Origin of the sequence: Pseudomonas sp. IT-P12, assembly GCF_949767465.1 — a bacterium.
Classification (GTDB): Bacteria; Pseudomonadota; Gammaproteobacteria; order Pseudomonadales; family Pseudomonadaceae; genus Aquipseudomonas.
Map to the genome: position 1 here is coordinate 331,380 of NZ_CATKPY010000021.1, position 18,217 is coordinate 349,596.

Annotated in this window: 17 protein-coding genes; 2 read left to right on the top strand and 15 right to left on the bottom strand. The window is 63.5% G+C overall.

The window, feature by feature from the left end:
- Nucleotides 1-67: 67 nt before the first annotated feature.
- The 11 genes from ACM6IM_RS10510 to ACM6IM_RS10560 all read right to left on the bottom strand — a co-directional run bounded on the left by ACM6IM_RS10510 (nucleotide 68) and on the right by ACM6IM_RS10560 (nucleotide 11,071).
- Complete coding sequence (locus tag ACM6IM_RS10510) at nucleotides 68-1,546, bottom strand: aldehyde dehydrogenase family protein (protein WP_414865087.1); 1,479 nt, start codon at nucleotides 1,544-1,546, stop codon at nucleotides 68-70.
- Nucleotides 1,539-2,501 (bottom strand): NTP transferase domain-containing protein, encoded by a 963-nt coding sequence (locus ACM6IM_RS10515; RefSeq protein ID WP_414865088.1) that lies wholly within the window; start codon nucleotides 2,499-2,501, stop codon nucleotides 1,539-1,541. The genes ACM6IM_RS10510 and ACM6IM_RS10515 overlap by 8 nt, the downstream gene beginning before the upstream one ends.
- Before the next feature lie 24 nt (nucleotides 2,502-2,525).
- Nucleotides 2,526-4,034: an aldehyde dehydrogenase family protein gene (locus tag ACM6IM_RS10520; RefSeq protein ID WP_414865089.1), complete on the bottom strand. Its 1,509-nt coding sequence runs from the start codon at nucleotides 4,032-4,034 to the stop codon at nucleotides 2,526-2,528.
- Nucleotides 4,021-5,088 carry an aminoglycoside phosphotransferase family protein gene (locus ACM6IM_RS10525; protein WP_201189162.1) on the bottom strand — a complete coding sequence of 356 codons (1,068 nt, stop codon included), beginning with the start codon at nucleotides 5,086-5,088 and terminating at the stop codon, nucleotides 4,021-4,023. Before ACM6IM_RS10525 ends, ACM6IM_RS10520 begins: the two co-directional genes overlap by 14 nt.
- A 5-nt stretch (nucleotides 5,089-5,093) precedes the next feature.
- Complete coding sequence (locus ACM6IM_RS10530) at nucleotides 5,094-5,438, bottom strand: cupin domain-containing protein (protein ID WP_192301658.1); 345 nt, start codon at nucleotides 5,436-5,438, stop codon at nucleotides 5,094-5,096.
- Nucleotides 5,439-5,505: 67 nt separating this feature from the next.
- Nucleotides 5,506-5,874: a cupin domain-containing protein gene (locus ACM6IM_RS10535; protein ID WP_201189164.1), complete on the bottom strand. Its 369-nt coding sequence runs from the start codon at nucleotides 5,872-5,874 to the stop codon at nucleotides 5,506-5,508.
- Nucleotides 5,867-7,150, bottom strand: coding sequence for a nucleotide disphospho-sugar-binding domain-containing protein (locus ACM6IM_RS10540; RefSeq protein WP_192301660.1), 1,284 nt, complete (start codon nucleotides 7,148-7,150; stop codon nucleotides 5,867-5,869). The genes ACM6IM_RS10535 and ACM6IM_RS10540 overlap by 8 nt, the downstream gene beginning before the upstream one ends.
- Before the next feature lie 34 nt (nucleotides 7,151-7,184).
- Nucleotides 7,185-8,261: an ABC transporter ATP-binding protein gene (locus tag ACM6IM_RS10545; protein ID WP_414865090.1), complete on the bottom strand. Its 1,077-nt coding sequence runs from the start codon at nucleotides 8,259-8,261 to the stop codon at nucleotides 7,185-7,187.
- Nucleotides 8,254-9,060: an ABC transporter permease gene (locus tag ACM6IM_RS10550; RefSeq protein WP_192301662.1), complete on the bottom strand. Its 807-nt coding sequence runs from the start codon at nucleotides 9,058-9,060 to the stop codon at nucleotides 8,254-8,256. The genes ACM6IM_RS10545 and ACM6IM_RS10550 overlap by 8 nt, the downstream gene beginning before the upstream one ends.
- A complete protein-coding gene (locus tag ACM6IM_RS10555; protein ID WP_192301663.1) occupies nucleotides 9,057-9,917 on the bottom strand; it encodes an ABC transporter permease in 861 nt (286 codons plus the stop codon). The genes ACM6IM_RS10550 and ACM6IM_RS10555 overlap by 4 nt, the downstream gene beginning before the upstream one ends.
- Before the next feature lie 98 nt (nucleotides 9,918-10,015).
- Complete coding sequence (locus tag ACM6IM_RS10560) at nucleotides 10,016-11,071, bottom strand: spermidine/putrescine ABC transporter substrate-binding protein (protein ID WP_192301664.1); 1,056 nt, start codon at nucleotides 11,069-11,071, stop codon at nucleotides 10,016-10,018.
- Nucleotides 11,072-11,266: 195 nt separating this feature from the next.
- Here ACM6IM_RS10560 and ACM6IM_RS10565 point away from each other — a divergent pair, with 195 nt between their 5' ends.
- Complete coding sequence (locus tag ACM6IM_RS10565; protein ID WP_201189168.1) at nucleotides 11,267-12,199, top strand: GntR family transcriptional regulator; 933 nt, start codon at nucleotides 11,267-11,269, stop codon at nucleotides 12,197-12,199.
- 95 nt (nucleotides 12,200-12,294) lie between these two features.
- Complete coding sequence (locus tag ACM6IM_RS10570; protein WP_192301666.1) at nucleotides 12,295-13,569, top strand: nucleotide disphospho-sugar-binding domain-containing protein; 1,275 nt, start codon at nucleotides 12,295-12,297, stop codon at nucleotides 13,567-13,569.
- A 615-nt stretch (nucleotides 13,570-14,184) separates the two neighbouring features.
- Here ACM6IM_RS10570 and ACM6IM_RS10575 read toward each other — a convergent pair.
- From ACM6IM_RS10575 to ACM6IM_RS10590, 4 genes are all read right to left on the bottom strand, one after another.
- A complete protein-coding gene (locus ACM6IM_RS10575) occupies nucleotides 14,185-15,288 on the bottom strand; it encodes a hypothetical protein (protein ID WP_414865091.1) in 1,104 nt (367 codons plus the stop codon).
- A 10-nt stretch (nucleotides 15,289-15,298) separates the two neighbouring features.
- On the bottom strand, nucleotides 15,299-16,450 hold the full coding sequence (locus tag ACM6IM_RS10580; protein ID WP_192301667.1) for a M24 family metallopeptidase: 1,152 nt from the start codon (nucleotides 16,448-16,450) through the stop codon (nucleotides 15,299-15,301).
- A 66-nt stretch (nucleotides 16,451-16,516) separates the two neighbouring features.
- A complete protein-coding gene (locus tag ACM6IM_RS10585; RefSeq protein ID WP_414865092.1) occupies nucleotides 16,517-17,371 on the bottom strand; it encodes an ABC transporter permease in 855 nt (284 codons plus the stop codon).
- Nucleotides 17,368-18,216 carry an ABC transporter permease gene (locus ACM6IM_RS10590; protein WP_192301669.1) on the bottom strand — a complete coding sequence of 283 codons (849 nt, stop codon included), beginning with the start codon at nucleotides 18,214-18,216 and terminating at the stop codon, nucleotides 17,368-17,370. Before ACM6IM_RS10590 ends, ACM6IM_RS10585 begins: the two co-directional genes overlap by 4 nt.
- Nucleotide 18,217: the final 1 nt, after the last annotated feature.

The following is an 18,217-nucleotide window of genomic DNA, read 5'->3' on the forward strand; positions in this document are numbered from 1 at the left end:
TACAGGAGCGAGCAGGCTCGCTCCTGTAGGGGAACGCGGAACGTGAACACCCTGAAACCCACAAGCCTCACCCCAGATACCACCCCCAAGCCTCGCCGTTATACCGGGTGATCTGCTTGGTCTCGAGGTAGTTGTTGTAACCCCACTCGCCCAGCTCACGGCCAATGCCGCTTTGCTTGTAACCGCCCCAGGGCGCTTCGACAAAGGTCGGTTGCGAGCAGTTGACCCAGACGATCCCGGCGCGAAAACGGCGGGCGACCCGTTCGCAACGAGGGATATCCCGCGACATGACGGCAGCAGCCAGGCCGAACGGCGAGTCGTTGGCCAGGCGAATCGCTTCGGCTTCGCTGTCGAAGGCCCGCAGGCACACCACTGGGCCGAAGATCTCTTCGCGCCACACCGAGCTGTCTTCAGGCACATCGGCAAAAATCGCCGGGGTCAGGTAATAGCCTTTGTCCAGGTGCGCCGGACGTGCCCCACCGCTGACCAGGCGCGCGCCTTCCTGCTGCCCCAGCGCAATGGCTTCGAGCACCTTGTCCAGTTGGCCCTGGCTGACCAGCGGCCCGAGCTTCACCCCCTCGGTGAAGCCCTGGCCGATCCGGATCTGCTCGGTCGCTTCGATCAAGCGCTGCAGCAGTGCCGGGTACAGCGCACGCTCCACCAGCACCCGCGAAGTGGCCGAACAGACCTGGCCCTGGTTCCAGAAAATCCCGAACAGAATCCACTCCACCGCCGCGTCGAGGTCGCTGTCGGCGAAGATCACGAACGGCGATTTGCCGCCCAGTTCCAGGCTGATGTTCTTGATCTCGGCCGCTGCCGCTTGCATGATTTTGCGCCCGGTGGGCACGCTGCCGGTGAAGGCGATCTTGTCGACATCCGGGTGTTCGGCCAGGGGTTTGCCGGCATCGGCACCCAGGCCACTGACCACGTTGAGCACGCCGGCGGGCAACCCGGCCTGATCGGCGATGCGTGCCAGCTCGATGGCGGTCAGCGGCGTCAGTTCGGACGGTTTCAACACCACCGTGCAGCCTGCTGCCAGTGCCGGGGCGACTTTCCATGAGGCCATCAGCATCGGGAAATTCCATGGGATGATGGCGCCAACCACGCCCACGGGCTCCTTGATCACCGAGCAGTTGAAGCGTTCATCGGGCAGGCTGACGGATTGCTCGGCAGCCTGATCCGAACCCTCGGCGAGCGCGGCATAAAAGTCGAAACAGCCGGCGGTGTCGGCGATGTCCCACGCCGCTTCCGGCAGCGGCTTACCGTTGTCGCGCACTTCGATGGCCGCCAGTTCGTCCTGACGCGCGCGAATGCCGTCAGCGATGCGCCGCAGCACCTGCGCCCGTTGCGTGCCGCTCCAGCGCGGCCAGTCCCCTTCGTCGAACGCCTGGCGCGCGGCGGCCACCGCCCGCTCGACATCCTGGGCGGTGGCCGCCGCCACCTGCGCCAGCACCGACTCATCGCTCGGGTCCAGCGTTTCGAAAACACCGCGCTGCACCGGCTCGACCCATTCGCCGCCGATGTACAGCCGTTGATAATCAGCCATGACACACCTCGTTTTCCGGTTGTTCCAGCCGCACGTTTTCCAGACGACTGAAGGCATCGATTCGTACCCCGCGGCCCACGCTGACCCCAGGCCCGAATACCACGCAGGGCTCGATGCAGACATCGGCGGCCAGCCGCGTATCGGCACTGAAGAATACCGTGTCCGCGGCCACCAGGCTGACGCCCGATTGCATGACGGCCTGGCGCCGGCGCTGCTGGAACAGCTGCTCGGCGGTATGCAACTGTTCGCGATCGTTGACCCCGAGCACCTCGGTCTCGTCCACGTCCACCGCCATCACTGGCAGGCCGGCGTCGTTGGCCACGGCCACCGCGTCGGTGAGGTAATACTCGCCCTGGGCGTTCTGCTTGCCAATCCGGTCCAGCAGCCACAGGCAGGTGTCGGCACGCAGCCCCATGACACCGCCGTTGCAGAAGTCGATCTGCAGCTCCTGCGGGCTCGCGTCCCGGGCTTCGCGGATGGCCAGCAGGCGGCCGTTCTCCACCAGCAGGCGACCGTAGGGCCCCGGCTGCCTGGTGTGAAACCCGGCGACCGCCACGGCGGCACCGTCGATCAGCGCCTGGCGCAACTGCAACAGGGTCTGCGCGCTGATCAGCGGCGAATCACCGAACAGCACCAACACACAGCCCTGTTCATGGGCCTGCAAGGCCGGCCGGGCCGCCAGCAGTGCGTGCGCCGTGCCCAACTGCTCCTGCTGGACAAAGGTGCGCACCGCCGGTGCGGTCTGTTTCAAGTAGTCGGCCACTACTCGACCGCCTGCCCCCAACACCACCGCACAATGTTCGATGGCCGCGTCTTCGACCGCCGCCAGCACATGGCCGAGCAACGGCCGGTTGCCCACCGGGTGCATGACCTTGGGCAGCGTCGAACGCATGCGAGTGCCCTGCCCGGCGGCGAGGATCACCGCCAGGGTCGGCCAGGAAACGTTGTCGCTCATACGAACCTCTCCTGTGGCGACGGCTCAGGCCGGATCGCGATAGAACACGTCGTCGGCATACGGATACCACCAGTCATGGATCTTCGGCTGATGATCGATGATGACCATTTTCGAGCGACGGAACGCCTCCAGGCCCTGACGCCCGAGTTCACGCCCAAGGCCGGACATCTTCCAGCCGCCAAAGGGCAGCGCGTCGTTGTCGATCAGCGGGTTGTTGACCCAGACCATCCCGGCTTCGAGACGCTCGGCCGCCTCCATCGCTTCGGCCAGGTCGGTGGAGAACAGCGACGCGCCCAGACCGAACGGCGAATCATTGGCCAGGCGCACCGCTTCGTCGAAGTCGCTGACCCGGCAGATTGCCGCGACCGGGCCGAAGCACTCCTCCTGGAGGATTGCCATGTCGGTGGTCACCCCGGTCAGGATGGTCGGCTCGTAGAACCAGCCGACACTGTGTTGCGGCGGCACCCGACCTCCACAGACCAGCGTCGCCCCCTTGGCCACGGCATCGTCCACCAGGCGCATGACTTTGTTGCGCGCAGCCTCGCTGACCATCGGCCCGATTTCCGTGTGTTCCAGGCCATGGCCGATGCGCAGGGCGCGGGTGCGCTCAGCGAATCGGGCGACGAATTCGTCATGCACTTCATCGACGACGTAGAAGCGTTCCGCCGAGGTGCAGATCTGTCCGCTGAGGTGGAACGCGGCGGTCACCGCGCCCGCCGCCGCGACCTCCAGCGGCGCATGCCTGGAGATGATCAACGGATCGCTGCCGCCGGCCTCGATCACGCAGGGTTTCATCTGTTCGGCGCAGGCCACCGCCACGGCCTTGCCCGCCGCCACACTGCCGGTAAACGCCACCGCGTGAGTGCCGCTGGACTTCACCAGTGCCTGTGCCGTCGCCGCATCGCCCGGCACGCAAGACACCAGGCCCGGCGCCAAGGCGGTGAAGTGTTGCATGAACTTGAGCGTGCACAGGGTCGTGGCTTCCGCCGGCTTGACGATGCAGGCGTTGCCGGCCGCCAGCGAGGCGGCGACCGTCCAGCACATCAGCAGGATCGGAAAGTTGAACGGCATGATGTGCACGCTGACGCCATAGGGTTCGTAGCGTACGTGCTGGAACGAGCCGATCTGCGTGGTGCCGGCGACCTTGCCGGCATCGTCCCGGGCCATTTCCGCGTAGTAGCGAAAGATCGGCGCGCAGTTGGCCAGCTCGCCCATGGCTTCCGGAAACGGCTTACCCATTTCCAGGGTCATCAGCCGTGCCACTTCGCGGTTGCAGGCAACCTCCTGCTCAATGGCATTGGCCAGTTGATGCAGGAGCGCGGCGCGGCTTTTCGCATCGATCAGCCGCCATTGCCGTTGCGCGGCGGTGGCGGCGTCGACGGCAGCCTGGACGTCGGCTTCGCCGCACAGCCCGACCTGCCCTACCGGTTGCAGGGTGGCGGGGTCCAGCACTTCGCGCACACGCGCCTCGCTCAGCGGCTGGTATTCGCCATTGATGAAGCGCAGTGCGGTATCAGTATTAAAGGTGGCCATGGGCAGATCCTTGAACCAATCGATAAGGGGTTTGGCGCAATGCATCGAGGGTGGCCGGCGGCAATTCATCGCGCCAGCCGGGCACATGGCCGTTGAGCCACGCGCGCAGCGGCCCGAAGGCCTCGGCGTCCAGTGCGCGAACGAACAAACCCAGGGTGCGCGGCAAGTGCGCCAGGTAACCATGCTTGCCGTCGCGACCGGCCAGGCGCACGAAAATCCCCAGCACCTTGGCGTGGCGCTGGGCGGCCAGGCGCCGGTAGTCCTCGAGAAAACGCGGCGCATCGAGTTCCGGACGCTGCATCAGGTAATGCGTCAGCATCGCCACGCGCAGTGCCTCGGGCACATCGCGGCGCGCGTCTTCGAGCAATGACATCAGGTCGTAGGCTGCGGCGCCGATCAAGGCGTCCTGGAAGTCCAGCAACCCGCAGGCCGCCACGCCTTCGCGACCTTCCAGCAACATCAGGTTATCGACGTGGTAGTCACGCAGCACCAGCGCTTCGCGGCGTTGCGCGACATCGCTGCAGGCCTCGGCGAACAGCAGGAGAAACGCCTCGCGCAGAGCACGCGCGGCGTCCTGGCCGATCAGCAACGGCACGTACCAGTCGATGAACAGCGCACACTCGTCACTCAGTTGCCCGGCGTCGTAGGGCGCCAGTGCGGCGGCGGACGGTGCCCGATGCAACGCCACCAGCGCGTCGACCGCCAACCGGTACAACGCGCCTTCCGGGTGCCCCGCCGCCAGCAGCCGGGTGTAAGTGTCGTGACCGAAGTCTTCGATCAGCGCCAGTCCGGCGTCCTCATCCACCTCGATCAAGCCCGGCGCGGAAAGCCCCAGGCCGTGCAAATGCCGTGCGACCCGCACGAACGGGCCGATCGGCTCGCTGAGCGGCGGCGAATCCATCAGCAACAGGCCTTCGCCGCCGAGGCGAAAATAACGCCGGGTCGAAGCGTCGGCCGGCAACGCCTGCAACGGCGCCCCGGCAAAGCCGGCACGCGCCAGAAAGGCTGCGCGCTGGCCCTCGCGGTCAAGCGCTGACGTACGTGTCTGAGTCATGGCAATCACCGGATCATGTAGACCTTTTTCACCGTCTCATGAACGGTGCACACGCCTTTCCAGTCCTTGCGGAAAAAGGCTGCGGTGTCGGGCTTGATTTCGATCACTTCGCCGGACTCATGGACGTACGTGCAGCGGCCTTCCAGGAAGTGGCAGAACTCGTCGCTGGTGACGTGACAGAACCATTTGCCCGGGGTGCAGATCCACACGCCGCACTCGGACTGGCCTTCGGGCCCCTTGTGCAGGACGACGCCAGAGACACGGGATTCGCCTTCCAGCATGGTCGGGATCACGCCCCAGTCCTTGACGTCGGTGATTTGCAGCGGGTTGTACAGGAACGGGGTGGTCATGGTTATTCTCCAAAAAAATCAGGTTGTCTGCAGGAGCGAGCGTGCTCGCACCTGCCGGTATCGAGGTTCAGGCCAGCATGTAAACGTTGCGCAGGGTTTGCCTCACGTGGCACTCGCCGGTCCAGCCGGCCGGGAACAGCACCAGGGTATTGGGACGGATCTCGATCACTTCACCGTTGTCGTGGCGATAGGTGGCATCGCCTTCGAGGAAGTGACACAGCTCGTCACGGGGAATCGACAGGCGCCAGCGCCCCGGCGTGCACACCCAGAGTCCGGTTTCGGGGCTATTGTTCGGCCCCTTGAACAGCAGGCGGCCACTGGAGTGCGAGACACCTTCGACGGCATCGCTCTGCACGCCCCAGTCCACCAGGTCGGTGCGGGTGCTGACGGCTTCGAGGTACGGCGTGATTCCCGCCGTGGTGTTTGCATCAGGCATCGTTGAGTACCTTGTCGAGAATGGCCGCCGCATCGGCGGGACCCTTGCGTGATTGCATCTGTGCGCTGGTGCGCTGCAGGCGTTGGCGCATCGCCTGATCGTTGAGGCAGGCGGCGAGTTTTTCCGCCAGCTGCGCTTCGCTCCACTCGTAGCGATCGAGTTTGAAACCGTGGCCGCTTTCCTCAGCGCGCATGGCGTTGTCGTGACCGTCCCAGACGTAGGACATGACGATCGCCGGCTTACCGAAAAACAGGCATTCGGTAAAACTGTTGTTGCCGCCGTGGTGGATCACCGCATCGACCTGGGCAATCACCGACGGTTGCGGGAACCAGTTGGAGATCTGCACGTTGTCGGGCAGGTCCGGATACTCGTCGAGGTGCTCGCCGACGTTGAACAACGCACGGTAAGGCAACTGACCGACAGCGCGGATCAGGCGCTGCAACAGGTCGACGTCGCCGGAACCGAGGCTGCCGAAACTGACGTACAACAGCGGCTTGTCGTTGTTGGCGCGGAACTGGGGAATTTCATAAGTGGTGTCGCTGCGCACGCAGCCCTGCAGGTAGTGGAAACGCTCGGGCGGCAACGGGTGACGGCGTTCGAACTTGACCGCGTCCGGGTACAGCAGCAGGTTCATGTACGGCGAGGCTTCGAAGAACGTCCCCAGCGGGTACGGTTGTTCGCCATGGGCTTGCAGGAACTGGTTGAAGTCTTCGTGGATCGGCCCGACCACTTCTTCGAAGCGCTGGCGGAAACGGGCGTGTCCGGCCTTGTCGTCGACGCTCATGCCCGAAAGGTGCGGCGGGATGTCCGGGTCTTCGATCTCGTTTTCCGAGCAGGAAATGATCCGCACCCACGGCTTGCCGTACTGCTTGATGGCCGGGAACAGGATTACGTTGTCGACGCAGATCAGGTCCGGCTTGACCTTGTCCAGCACCGCCGGCAGATCCTTCTGCGCCCATTTAGCCGTGTCGACGATGGCGGCCCAGCACTCCTTCACGTAGTTGTCGATCTGATCCAGGGGCGATTTGCGAAAATTGGGAATATGGCCGTTGATGAAGTCGACCCAGTAACGGGCCATTTCCTCGGCGGGCATCGGCGCCGACATGTTGACCATGTGTTCTTCAAAACCGTAGCCGGCATACACGCCGCTCATGCCCGGGTCGGTGAGGAACACCGCCTTGTGGCCGAGGGCTTCGCACGCCTGGGCGATACCGACTGAGTTCAGCGCCGGGCCATAAGCGGCTTCCGGAAAGAAGGCGATCACTTTCTGTTTCATCGAGCGGTTCTCCTGCCTGGTCTTTTTTTATTTGTCAGCGCGTCAACACACGGGCATGGCGAGCCTGCCAGCCGAGCCGGACGCTCATTCCGATAGCAAAATGGGCGAATTCGAATTGCGAGGACGGCACCCGGACGATCAACGGCTTGTCGCTGAACCCGGTCTGCACGTGCAGGTTGGTGTCGAGGCCGTGATAGGCGATTTCGACGATGTGACCGCTCACCTGGTTGGCACACACCTCCCCTTCACCCAGCACCTGCAGGCGCTCGGGACGCACCACCACGGCCACCGGTTGCCCCGGCACCAGCGGCGCGTCGGTCTCGACGGCCAATTCCTGGCCATTGACGCGCACGCTGTGCTGCCCGGAGCGCACGCCTTCCAGCAGATTGCTGACGCCGATGAAGTTGGCAACGAAGCGGCTGTTGGGGTTTTCGTACAGCTCGGTGGGGCTGCCGCACTGGCAGACCTTGCCGCCGTCGAGCACCGCCATGCGGTCCGACATCACCAGGGCTTCTTCCTGGTCGTGGGTGACGATGATGAAGGTGATGCCGCTCTCGAGTTGCAGGCGCTTGAGTTCCAGCTGCATCTTTTCCCGCAGCTTTTTGTCCAGTGCACCCAGCGGCTCGTCCAGCAGCAACACCCGCGGACGCTTGACCAGTGCCCGCGCCAGGGCGACGCGCTGGCGCTGGCCACCGGAAAGCTGATCGGGCTTGCGCTCGGCCAGTTCGCCGAGTTGCGCGGTGCTCAGCACTTCATCGACCCGGCGACGGATGTCCGCCTCCGGCAGGCGTTCCATCTCCAGTCCATAGGCAATGTTCTTGCGCACGGTCATGTTGGGAAACAGCGCGTAGGACTGGAACATCAGGTTCAGCGGACGCTTGTTGGCCGGCAGTGGCGAAATGTCCTTGCCGTCCAGGTAGATGCAACCGGCGCTGGGGGTTTCGAAACCGGCGAGCATGCGCAGCAAGGTGGTCTTGCCGCAACCGGACGGTCCCAGCAGCGCGAAAAATTCGTTCTCGCGGATGTTCAGCGACACCTCGTTGACCGCCAGGCCGTTGCCATAAGACTTGCTGACCTTGTCCAGGATCAGTACCGCAGATGAGTTATTCATGGGTGCGAGGAGCCTTGTTGAGACGCTGCGAAGCCAGCAGCGCGGTGATGCTGACCAGCATCACCAGCGTCGCCAGGGCATTGATTTCCGGGGTGACGCCGAAACGGATCATGGCGTAGATCTGCATCGGCAACGTGGTCGAGGCCTGACCGGAACCGGAGTTGAAAAACGCGATGATGAATTCGTCCACCGACAGGGTGAACGAGAGCAACCCGCCCGCGAGCACACCGGGGAAAATCGCCGGCAGCAGGACTCGACGAAACGTGGTGAACGCGCTCGCCCCCAGGTCGATCGAGGCCTCGAGAATCGAGTAGTCGAAGTGCTTGAGCCGCGTGCGCACCACCGCGCAGACGAAGGCGATGTTGAACACGGCGTGGCTGATGATGATCGAGTGCAGGCCCAACCCGACCTTGAGCAGGTTGAAGAAACTCAGCAGCGCAATCGCCAGGACGATGTCGGGGATGATCATCGGCGCCATCAGCAACGTGTCCACCACCTGCCCCTTGTCATTGCCCTTGCGGCGCAACTCGATGCCCAGCGCCAGGAACGTACCCAGCACGCAGGCAATGAAGGTCGCCGCCAGCGCCACGATCAGGGTGTTGAGGGCCGCCGACAGGATCGCCGAGTTGTGGGCCAGCGCCACGTACCATTTCAACGACACGCCGCCCCAGGCGGTCGGCAGGCCGGACTTGTTGAACGACAGCAGGATCAGCACCAGGATCGGCACATACAGGAAGGCGTACACCAGCCACAGGTGCGTATTGAGGGCGGTGCCGCTTATGGAACGAGACTGACTCATGCCCGGCCCCCTTCTGCACGGCGGGCCACCAGGGCCTGGACGAACAACAGGATCAGCATGATCGCGATCAGGAAGAAACTCAGTGCCGCGCCGAACGGCCAGTCCCGCGCGGTGAGGAACTGCGAATAGATCAGGTTGCCGACCATCTGCACCTGCTTGCCGCCCAACAGGTCGGCGGTGATGAAGTTGCCGATGCTCAGGACGAAGACAAACACCGCGCCGGCCGCGACACCGGGCACGCTCAGCGGCAGGATGATGCGGCGGAAGGTCATCCAGCCCGAGGCCCCGAGGTCTTTCGACGCGTCCCACAGTTCGTTGTTGATGCGCGACAGCGAGGAGAAAATCGCCAGGATCACAAACGGGATGTAGTTGTAGACCAGCCCCAGCACCACCGACGCTTCGGTGTACAGCAGGTTGATCGGATCGCCGCTGTAGCCGAACAGCTGCAGCGTGCGGTTGATCAGGCCTTCGCGATTGAGCAGGACGATCCAGGCATAGGTGCGGATCAGGTAGTTGCTCCAGAACGGCAGCATCACCAGAAACAGGAACACCGCCTGATGACGCCGAGGCGCACGGGCAATGGCGTAGGCGGCCGGGTAGCCGATCAGCACCGCGAACAGCGTCGCCAGCCCGGCGATTTTCGCCGACTTGAGCAAAATACCGAGGTACAGCGGATCGAACGCGCGCTGGTAGTTTTCCCAGGTGAACAGCCAGTCGATCCCGCCGTAGGCGCCGCGCTCGACGAAGCTGTAGACCAGCACCAGCACGCACGGCACCACCAGAAAGATCAGCAACCAGCCAAAGCCGGGCGCAAGAAGCCAGGCCGACAGCCGCCTGTCAGCATGCAAAGCACTCATTACCCATATCCTCCCGCCCCGGAACGGAGGCGGCTTGCGAGCGTGGCGAGGCATGCAGGGCATGCCTCGTGATCAATGCGGCCTGCGTGATGCGAGGCTCAGTTCTGCGCCGCCATGATTTCGGTGACAGCCCGGGTGTAGGCTTTTTGCGTGGTGCCGCCCAGATCGCGCAATTGCTCCATCTTCAACAGCTCGCTCGGGGCGATCGTGAGGTTGGGATATTGCTTGAGCAGGTCAGCGGACAAACCGGCCATTGCAGCCTGGTTGGGGATTTTGTAGAGGATGTTTTCCGCGACCCAGACGTGGTTTTCCTTGGCGAGCATGAAGTTGATGAACTGCAACGCCTGCTCCTGGTGCTTGGAGCTCTTGAGCACGACCATGGTGTCGACCCACAGGTCGGAACCTTCCTTGGGCACCACGAACTTGATCGCCGCATTGGCCTGGGTGCCGTAGTTGCACCAGCCATCCCAGGCGTGCGCCATCAGCGACTCGCCGGAAGCGAGCTTGGAGTAGAAGGTGGTGTCGTCGAAGGCGAGGATGCGTTTCTTGGTGGCGATCAACTGGTCGCGGACGGCGGCGATCTGTTTGGGATCGCTGTCGTTGACCGACCAGCCCTTGGCCAGGAACCCGGCGCCGAGCATCCAGCGGTCGGTGGCGAGCATCGTCACCTTGCCCTTGAGCGCATCGCTCGGGTTGAGCAATTCGTTCCAGCTCACCGGTGCCGGCGTGACCTTGTCGGAACGGTAGCAGATCCCGGTCGTGCCCCAGGTGTACGGCACCGAGAAATGGTTGCCCGGGTCATATTCCAGCTGGGTCGCTTCGGGGTAGAGGTTTTTCAGGTTGGGAACTTTGACCGGATCGATATCCGCCAGCAGCCCCTGCTTGTGCAGGACTTCGGCGAACGGAGAAGAGACGAACACCACGTCATAGCCTTCACCGCCAGATGCCATGAGCTTGCCCATGATCTCTTCGTTGGTCGCATGCAACGCCTTGTCGACGTCGACGCCGCTGGCCGCCTTGAACTTGTCCAGCGCCTCCGGGGCCATGTAGCCGTCCCAGATGGAAATCACCATGTCCTTGGCGTTAGCGGTTTGTGCAGCGATCGCCAGGGAAACGCTCAATCCCAGACACATAAGGCCTTTCAGCTTTCTCATAATACTCACCCGACGATTGATTTTTTTTGTGTTCGAAGGCAGTACGGCAAACAGAGAAACGATTGCATATGTTTTTTTTTAGAAATTAGGACCAGCATGGAAAGATGTCAACGCTTTTTTCCGGCCTGACGCTCGAGCGGTGCATGACATAAGATGAGCACCTGAGTCCGAAGCGCCCAAATAGAGATCAGACGCTTGAGCACAACAGTCGAAAAAAAACCTCGCACCAACCACCTGGAACTGGCCCGACGAATTCTGGAGCACACCCAGGAAAGCGGACTGGTGGCCGGCGACCCGGTGGCCGAGCAGGCACTGGCGCGCACGTTCCAGGTGTCGCGCACATTGATCCGAGGCGCCCTGAAAGTGCTGCTGGAGGAAAACCTGCTCAGCCATGAAGCCGGCAAGGGCTATCGCCTGCTCGCCGCGCCGGCCGGCCAGGCCTTCAACGCTGCGCTGCCGCAGGCCGAGGAAGAAGAGCTGGCGACCTCGGTGCTGCGCGACCGCATGGCCGGGCGCCTCGGCGACAGCATCAGCATCAGCGAATTGATGCGTCGTTACAGCATCGGCCGACCTGCCGCGCAAAAAGCCCTGCAGCAACTCAGCGAAAGCCAGGCCATCGAGCGCGGGCCCGGCCAGTCGTGGCTGTTTCGCCCATCGCTGAACAGCCTGGCCGCCCTTGAGGAAAGCCTCAAATACCGCCTGATCCTCGAGCCCGAAGCGTTGCTCAGCCCTCACTTCAATGCCGACCCGCAACGTCTGGCCCTGCTGCGCAGCGCCATGCAGACCCTGCTCGCCAGCCCGGTCGAACACTTCGACATCCAGCAGTTTCGCGAGCTGGACATCAGCTTCCACGAGCTGATTGGCCAGAGCTGCGGCAACCGCTTCATCGGCGACGCCCTGCTCCAGCACCAGAGCCTGCGGCGCCTGCCGAACCTGCTGCCGACGGTCAGCGTGCACCGTCTGCAGGAGGCGTTGCGCGAACACCTGCAGATCATTGCGCACATCGAGCGCGGGCAACTGGAAATCGCCGCCGACCTGCTGCGCCTGCACCTGCGCCTGAGCGCCGCCCAGCGGCCGCAAACGGCCAATCGCGGGATTCCGCAGAGCCAATTGTTCGGGCGTCGCTGAAGCACTAAAAAAACAGGATGATTTTTTTTATAAAATAAGACAGCATCCAGTCATCTCAGGCACGGCGGGCTTTACCCGCCACGGATTCTTTTGCCATGCACCCACAAAAACTGATCGCCCTGTTTCCGGAAGCCAGTTTCGGCGCGGCGCTGAACTGCATTGGTATCGCCCAGTCACTGCGTGAGCTGGGGGCAAAACCGGTCTTTATCTGCCACGAACATTTCCAGGGCCTGTTCGCCGAATACGGTTTCGACGAATACCCGATACCGCAAGTCAGCCCGCTGTCGGCAGCGGAGCACCAGCACTACTGGGAACGCTTCATCGAGCGCAACATCCCCTATTTCGACCAGACCCCGCTGGCGCAGATCGACAGCTACGTGGCGCCGGCCTGGGAAGCGATCATCGACACCGCCATCGAGGCGGAAAAACCGCTGCAGCAACTGTTGGGCCGCCTCAAGCCAGACGTCATCGTGCTCGACAACGTGGTCATGTTCCCCGCCATCGCCAACGCGGGATGCCCTTGGGTGCGCATGGTTTCCTGCGCCGAAACCGAACTGCCGGACGCCGCCGTGCCGCCCTACCTGTCGGGATGCCTGGCCAGCGACGGCCAAGGCCGGGAAACCTTCGCCGAGCATTACCGTCGGGCGGTCATGCCGGCCCATGAACGCTTTTCGCAGTTCCTCGCCAGCAACGGCACAGCGCCCTGCCCGCCCGGCCAGTTCCTCGGCGACTCGCCGTGGCTCAACCTGTTGCTGTCGCCGACGCCGGTGCGTTATGCACGGCAACAGCCCCTGGACCCGCAGCGTTATGTGTACCTCGACGGCTGCGTACGGCGTGAGGCACCCTACATCGTTCCGGACTTTCCCCGGCACAACGACGCGCCGCTGATCTACATCAGCTTCGGCAGCCTCGGGGCCGCCGACACCGGTATGATCAAGCGCCTGATCGGCACCATCGAACACCTGCCCTACCGGTTCCTGATCAACGTCGGAGCCTATCGCGACGAGTACACCACGGTTCCGGACAACGTGTACCTGGACAGCTGGTTTCCACAACCGGCGGTGCTCAAGGAATGCCAGCTGTTCATCCACCACGGCGGCAACAACAGCTTTTGCGAGGCGCTGTACTTCGGCTTGCCGTCGTTGATCATCCCCTACTGCTGGGACGGCCACGACAACGCCGCCCGCGCCGAGGAAGTCGGTGTAGGACGCTACCTGCCACGGTTTGCCGACCCGTTGGCGGCCCTGCCTGCCGCCCTCGAACAACTGCTGGCCGACCCATCGATGAAACAACGCCTGGCCTCGTTCAGCCAGACCATGCAGGCCACCCGCGGGACGGATATCGCTGCACGCGCGATCATGGCGCTGTAGCGAAGCCTCGGTGCCCTGGCGATTGAATGTTCCAACCACTTCGCGAGCAGGCTCGCTCCCACAGGAAGAGCCCACCCAACCACCAGGCCAAGCGTTAGCTCGCCTTGCACTCTTGATCTTGCGTTTGCTTTTGCGTTTGCTTTTGCGTTTGCTTTTGCTTTTGCTTTTGATCCACCCGCCCCTTCGGAAGGCTGAGTGGAGGCGTTCATCCGGGGATTGGCGCGCAGCGCCGTTCGACGCAGTCGAACCCATCGCATGCAGGTGCAGCGAAGCCAACCGGAGGCGATGTCCCCGGAGGGATGCCGCAGCGAAGGAACGCCGAGCCCAAGCGAGGGGCCGGACGCTTGGGGCGAGACCTTTTGGTTCCTTTTGGGGCGTTTGCCAAAAGGGACTCGACCGTCAGGGCGAAACCATAAGTGGCCGTGACCGCAGCAACGGATATGTACACCAGCAAGAGCATTGTCGGCTATTAGTCCGCTCGCGAGCAGGCTCGCTCCCACAAGGGAACTGAATACAGCCGCAACCTGCTCGCGATAGACCGTAGAACACTCAGCAACCCCAGGCTTCCAGCGTCATCGCTGACAACCATCGCGAGCGAACTGCGCCTCCCCCTGCTCAGAACGCCCAACCCACCTCCTCCAGGGCCCGGCCCAGCGCGGCAACATCCGCATGGCTGCGCTCCTCGAACGCGGGCATGTACGCCAGCGGGTCGGGCAAGGTCGACGCCTGACCAAGGAAACCCTGGGCCGCCGCGTGCAGGCAGTAAGCGCTGTAGGCCGGGTTGTAGCCGCCTTCCTGAACGATCAGCAGCCGCCCTTCACAGTGCGCGTCGGCGAACTGGCGGGCCCGTTGTGCCAGGCGATTGAAGCCGTACATGGTCAACAGCTGCCGGCCGTTCGGGTCGAACTGCGAGGCGTCCAGGCCATTGGCGATGATCAGTAACTGGGGAGCAAACGCCGCCAGCGCCGGCTCCACAAACTGCTCGAACGCCAGTTCGTAGGTCAGGTCCCCGGAACCCATCGGCAACGGGATGTTCAGGTTGCAGCCAAGCCCTTCGCCACTGCCCCGCTCCTCGACGCCCCCGGTCTGCGGATGGCTCGGCCCCCAGGCGCCGTGATCCATGTGCAGCGACACGGTGAGCACCGTGGGGTCCTGGTAGAAACCCTCCTGAGTGCCATTGCCGTGGTGCACGTCCCAGTCGACGATGGCCACCCGCTCGATCCCCGCCGCCTGGGCCGCTCGCGCGGCCACCGCCACGTTGTTGAAAAAGCAGTAACCGTCCGCCATCGCCGGCGCCGCATGGTGGCCCGGCGGGCGCACCAGGGCCATGGCCGGCCGATGCTCGCGCAGGGTTTGTTCAAGCGCCGCGACACTGGTGCCGGCGGCGGCCAGCAGCCCGGCCAGGCCGCCAGCGTTGATCAGCGTGGTGCTGCTGAAGCGCCGCCCGTGCTGATCGGCTTGCTGGATGTCGTCGCGATACGCCTCGGTGTGAAAACGCAGGATTTCATGCCACGTGGCGTGGCGGCCCGCGTGCCAGGCCAGATGGTCGGCCACCGGTCCATTGCGCAGAATGGCCCGCATGTTCACCAGCCGCGGGCTGCTTTCCGGGTGTTGGGTCTGGGTGTCCAGCAGCTCGCTGGGCGGTGCCTCGAACACCCCGTAGCCGGTGTCGTGGCGCAGCACGTCGTCGTGCCAGAAAACGTCCATCAATGCAGACATGAAGTACTCCTCAGTCGATGATCGTCAGCTCGGGAGCAATTTCCGACAGGCTGCGCGAACCGTCCGCTTCGCACAGCACCGTGTCCCCCAGCTTGAGGCCGAAACCTTCGGAGTACAGCGACAGGTTCGGTTCGATCGAGAACGACATGTTCGGCTGAAACACATGATCGTCCGCCTCGTCGACCATCATCGCCTCCAGCCAGGTCGGCGGATACGCCAGGCCAAGGCTGTAGCCGATGCGGTGCACGCGGGTGCGCGACAGATCGATGCGATCGAGGATCTTGTTGCACACGCGGTTGGCCTCGCCGACCGGCGTGCCCGGCTTCGCCACCTCGATGGCGGCGTTGAAGGCTTCGGTCAGCAGGGTCGAGACTTCACGCACCCGCGCCGTCGGTTTGCCGATGACCGCCGTGCGCATCAGGATCGCGTGGTAGCGATTGCACACGCCGGCATGCTCGAGAATCACCACGTCGCCGGGGCTGATTGTGATGCGGTGCGGCATGGCGTGGGTCATGGTGCTGCGGCGGCCGGTCGCGCACATCGGGCTGATCGCCGAGTACTCGCTGCCCGCCTCCCCCAGCGCCTTGGACACCACGCCGGAAATTTCCACTTCGGACATGCCCGGACGCAGCGCTTCGAACGCCGCCCGCATGCCGTAGTCGGCCATGCGCGCGGCACTGCGCTGGTATTCGATTTCTTCGGCGGTCTTGATCAGGCGTTCTTCGGCCACCACCACCGAAGCATCCTCGAAATGCGCGTTCGGCATGTGCCGCAGCAGGGTGGTGTATTGCAGGGGACTGAAGGTCGACGCCTGCATTTCCAGGCCGATACGCCCCTGACTCAGGCCCAGCCCTTCGAGCGAGTCGGCGACGATGCGCAGCGGGTCCTGCTTGGCGATGTCGTAGAAAATCCCTTCTTCCAGGCTCGACAACTCATAGGTGCAAGGCTCTTCGCTGGTGCGGGTCAGGAAGATCGGATTGGCCAGCTTGGGCGAAATGATCAGCGCCTGATACCAGAGGAAACCCAGGCTGTCGAAGCCCGTCAGGTAGTTGATGTTGTCCGGGTAGTTGACCACCAGCGCGTCAAGACCACGCTCGCTCATTCGACGTTTGACCGCGTCGATGCGTTGACGATAAGTGCGCAGGGGAAATGCAGTCATCATGAGGTATCCCTCCTTAGGGAAAAGGTGCACGGGTGACGGGTGATTTACCGCAGTAAGGCAGGTCGGCTAGCGACCCGGTGTGTCAGCGTTCCTGCCGTGCCGGTACAGACGCACCAACAGCACGACCAGGGTGATGAAAATCATCAGGGTGGAGACGGCGGCGACGGCCGGGTCCAGGTTGTAGCGCAAGCCATCCCAAATCCGCTTGGGCACGGTGATCACGTTGAGGCCGCTGGTGAACAGCGTGACCACCACTTCCTCCCAGGACATGATGAAGGCCATGAAAAAACTCCCGGCCATGCCCACGCGCACGTTGGGCATCAGCACCTGGCGGATGGTCATCCACAACCCGGCGCCCATTGAGCGAGAGGCCTTGTACAAGCTGGTGTCGAGCCGGCTGTAAGCCACCAGCATGGCGATCAGCGAGTACGGCAGCGCCATCATCAGGTGACCGAAACCCACGCTCAGCAGGGTGTCGAGTTGCTGGACCCTGGCCCCCAGGTAGTAAATGGACATGGCCGACACCACCTGCGGCACGATCATCGGCAACAGCACCACGCCAGTGAGCGCGACACGGTAGCGCGGCTCCAGCCAGATGCCGGTGGCGAACAGGAAGGCCAGCGCGGTACTGACCACGCCCACGACAATCGCCAACCCCAGGCTTTGCAGGATCGAACTCAGCCAGCCGTCGCTCAGCAGTTCCAGGTAGTGGCGCGACGACCAGGCACCGTCCGGAAAAGCCAGGTAGCGCTGATCGCCGAACGACAGCGGAACGATGACCAGGATCGGCAGCAGCAGGAATCCCGCCGCCAGCCACAGACCGGCGAACGACAGCAGCCGGGCGACATCGAAACGCAACTTGAATCGAGTGGCGGCCGGCGTTTGTGCCGCCGCCCGATTCACCGTAGGCAATGTGCTCATGCGGTCCTCCCGGTCAAACGTCCAAAACCCACCAGCTTGCCGAACACCACCGCGCAAACCGCGACCATCAACATCAGGACAATGCTCAGTGCCGCGCCCAGGCCCCAGTTGGACAACTGGAACATCTGGATGTAGATGCTCTCGGCCAGCATCGCGGCCTTGCCGCCGCCCAACAGGGCTGGCGTGACGAAACAGCCCAGGCTGAACACGAACACCGTCGCCGAGGCTGCCGCCACACCCGGCAGGGTGAGCGGGAAAAACACGTCCTTGAGCATGGCCCAGCGACCGGCGCCCAGGCTGCTCGCCGCACGCAACAAGCCGTCGTCGATCTGCCGCATGGACGACAGCAATGGCAGCACGGCGTAGGGCACCATGAAATGCACCATGCCGATCAGCGCGCCCAGTTCGTTGCGCACCAGGGCCAACGGTTCGTCGACGATGCCCAAGGTCAGCAGGCTCTGGTTGACCAGGCCGTCGTTGCGCAACAACACCAGCCAGGCAAACGCGCGAATCAACATCGACAACCAGAACGGCAACAGCACGAACAACTCGATGAACTGCCGCCCCCGTCCCGAGGCGAAACGCCAGCGGTAGGCAATCAGGTACGCAATGGCGACGCTGATCAGCGTCGTCAACAAACAGATGCGCAGGGTTCGCCAGATGATCGTGTGGATCGTCGCGCTGTCGAGGATGGTCGCGTAGTGCTGCACGCCAGGCTGCGGCAGGCTGAAGCTCCAGCCCAGCACACCCAGCGTCGGCAGCAGGTAGCCGACGAGGATGATCACCGGCAGCGGCAGGATCAGCAGTGCGTAGATGCGCAACGTACCTTGGGAACCGAGTCGCATG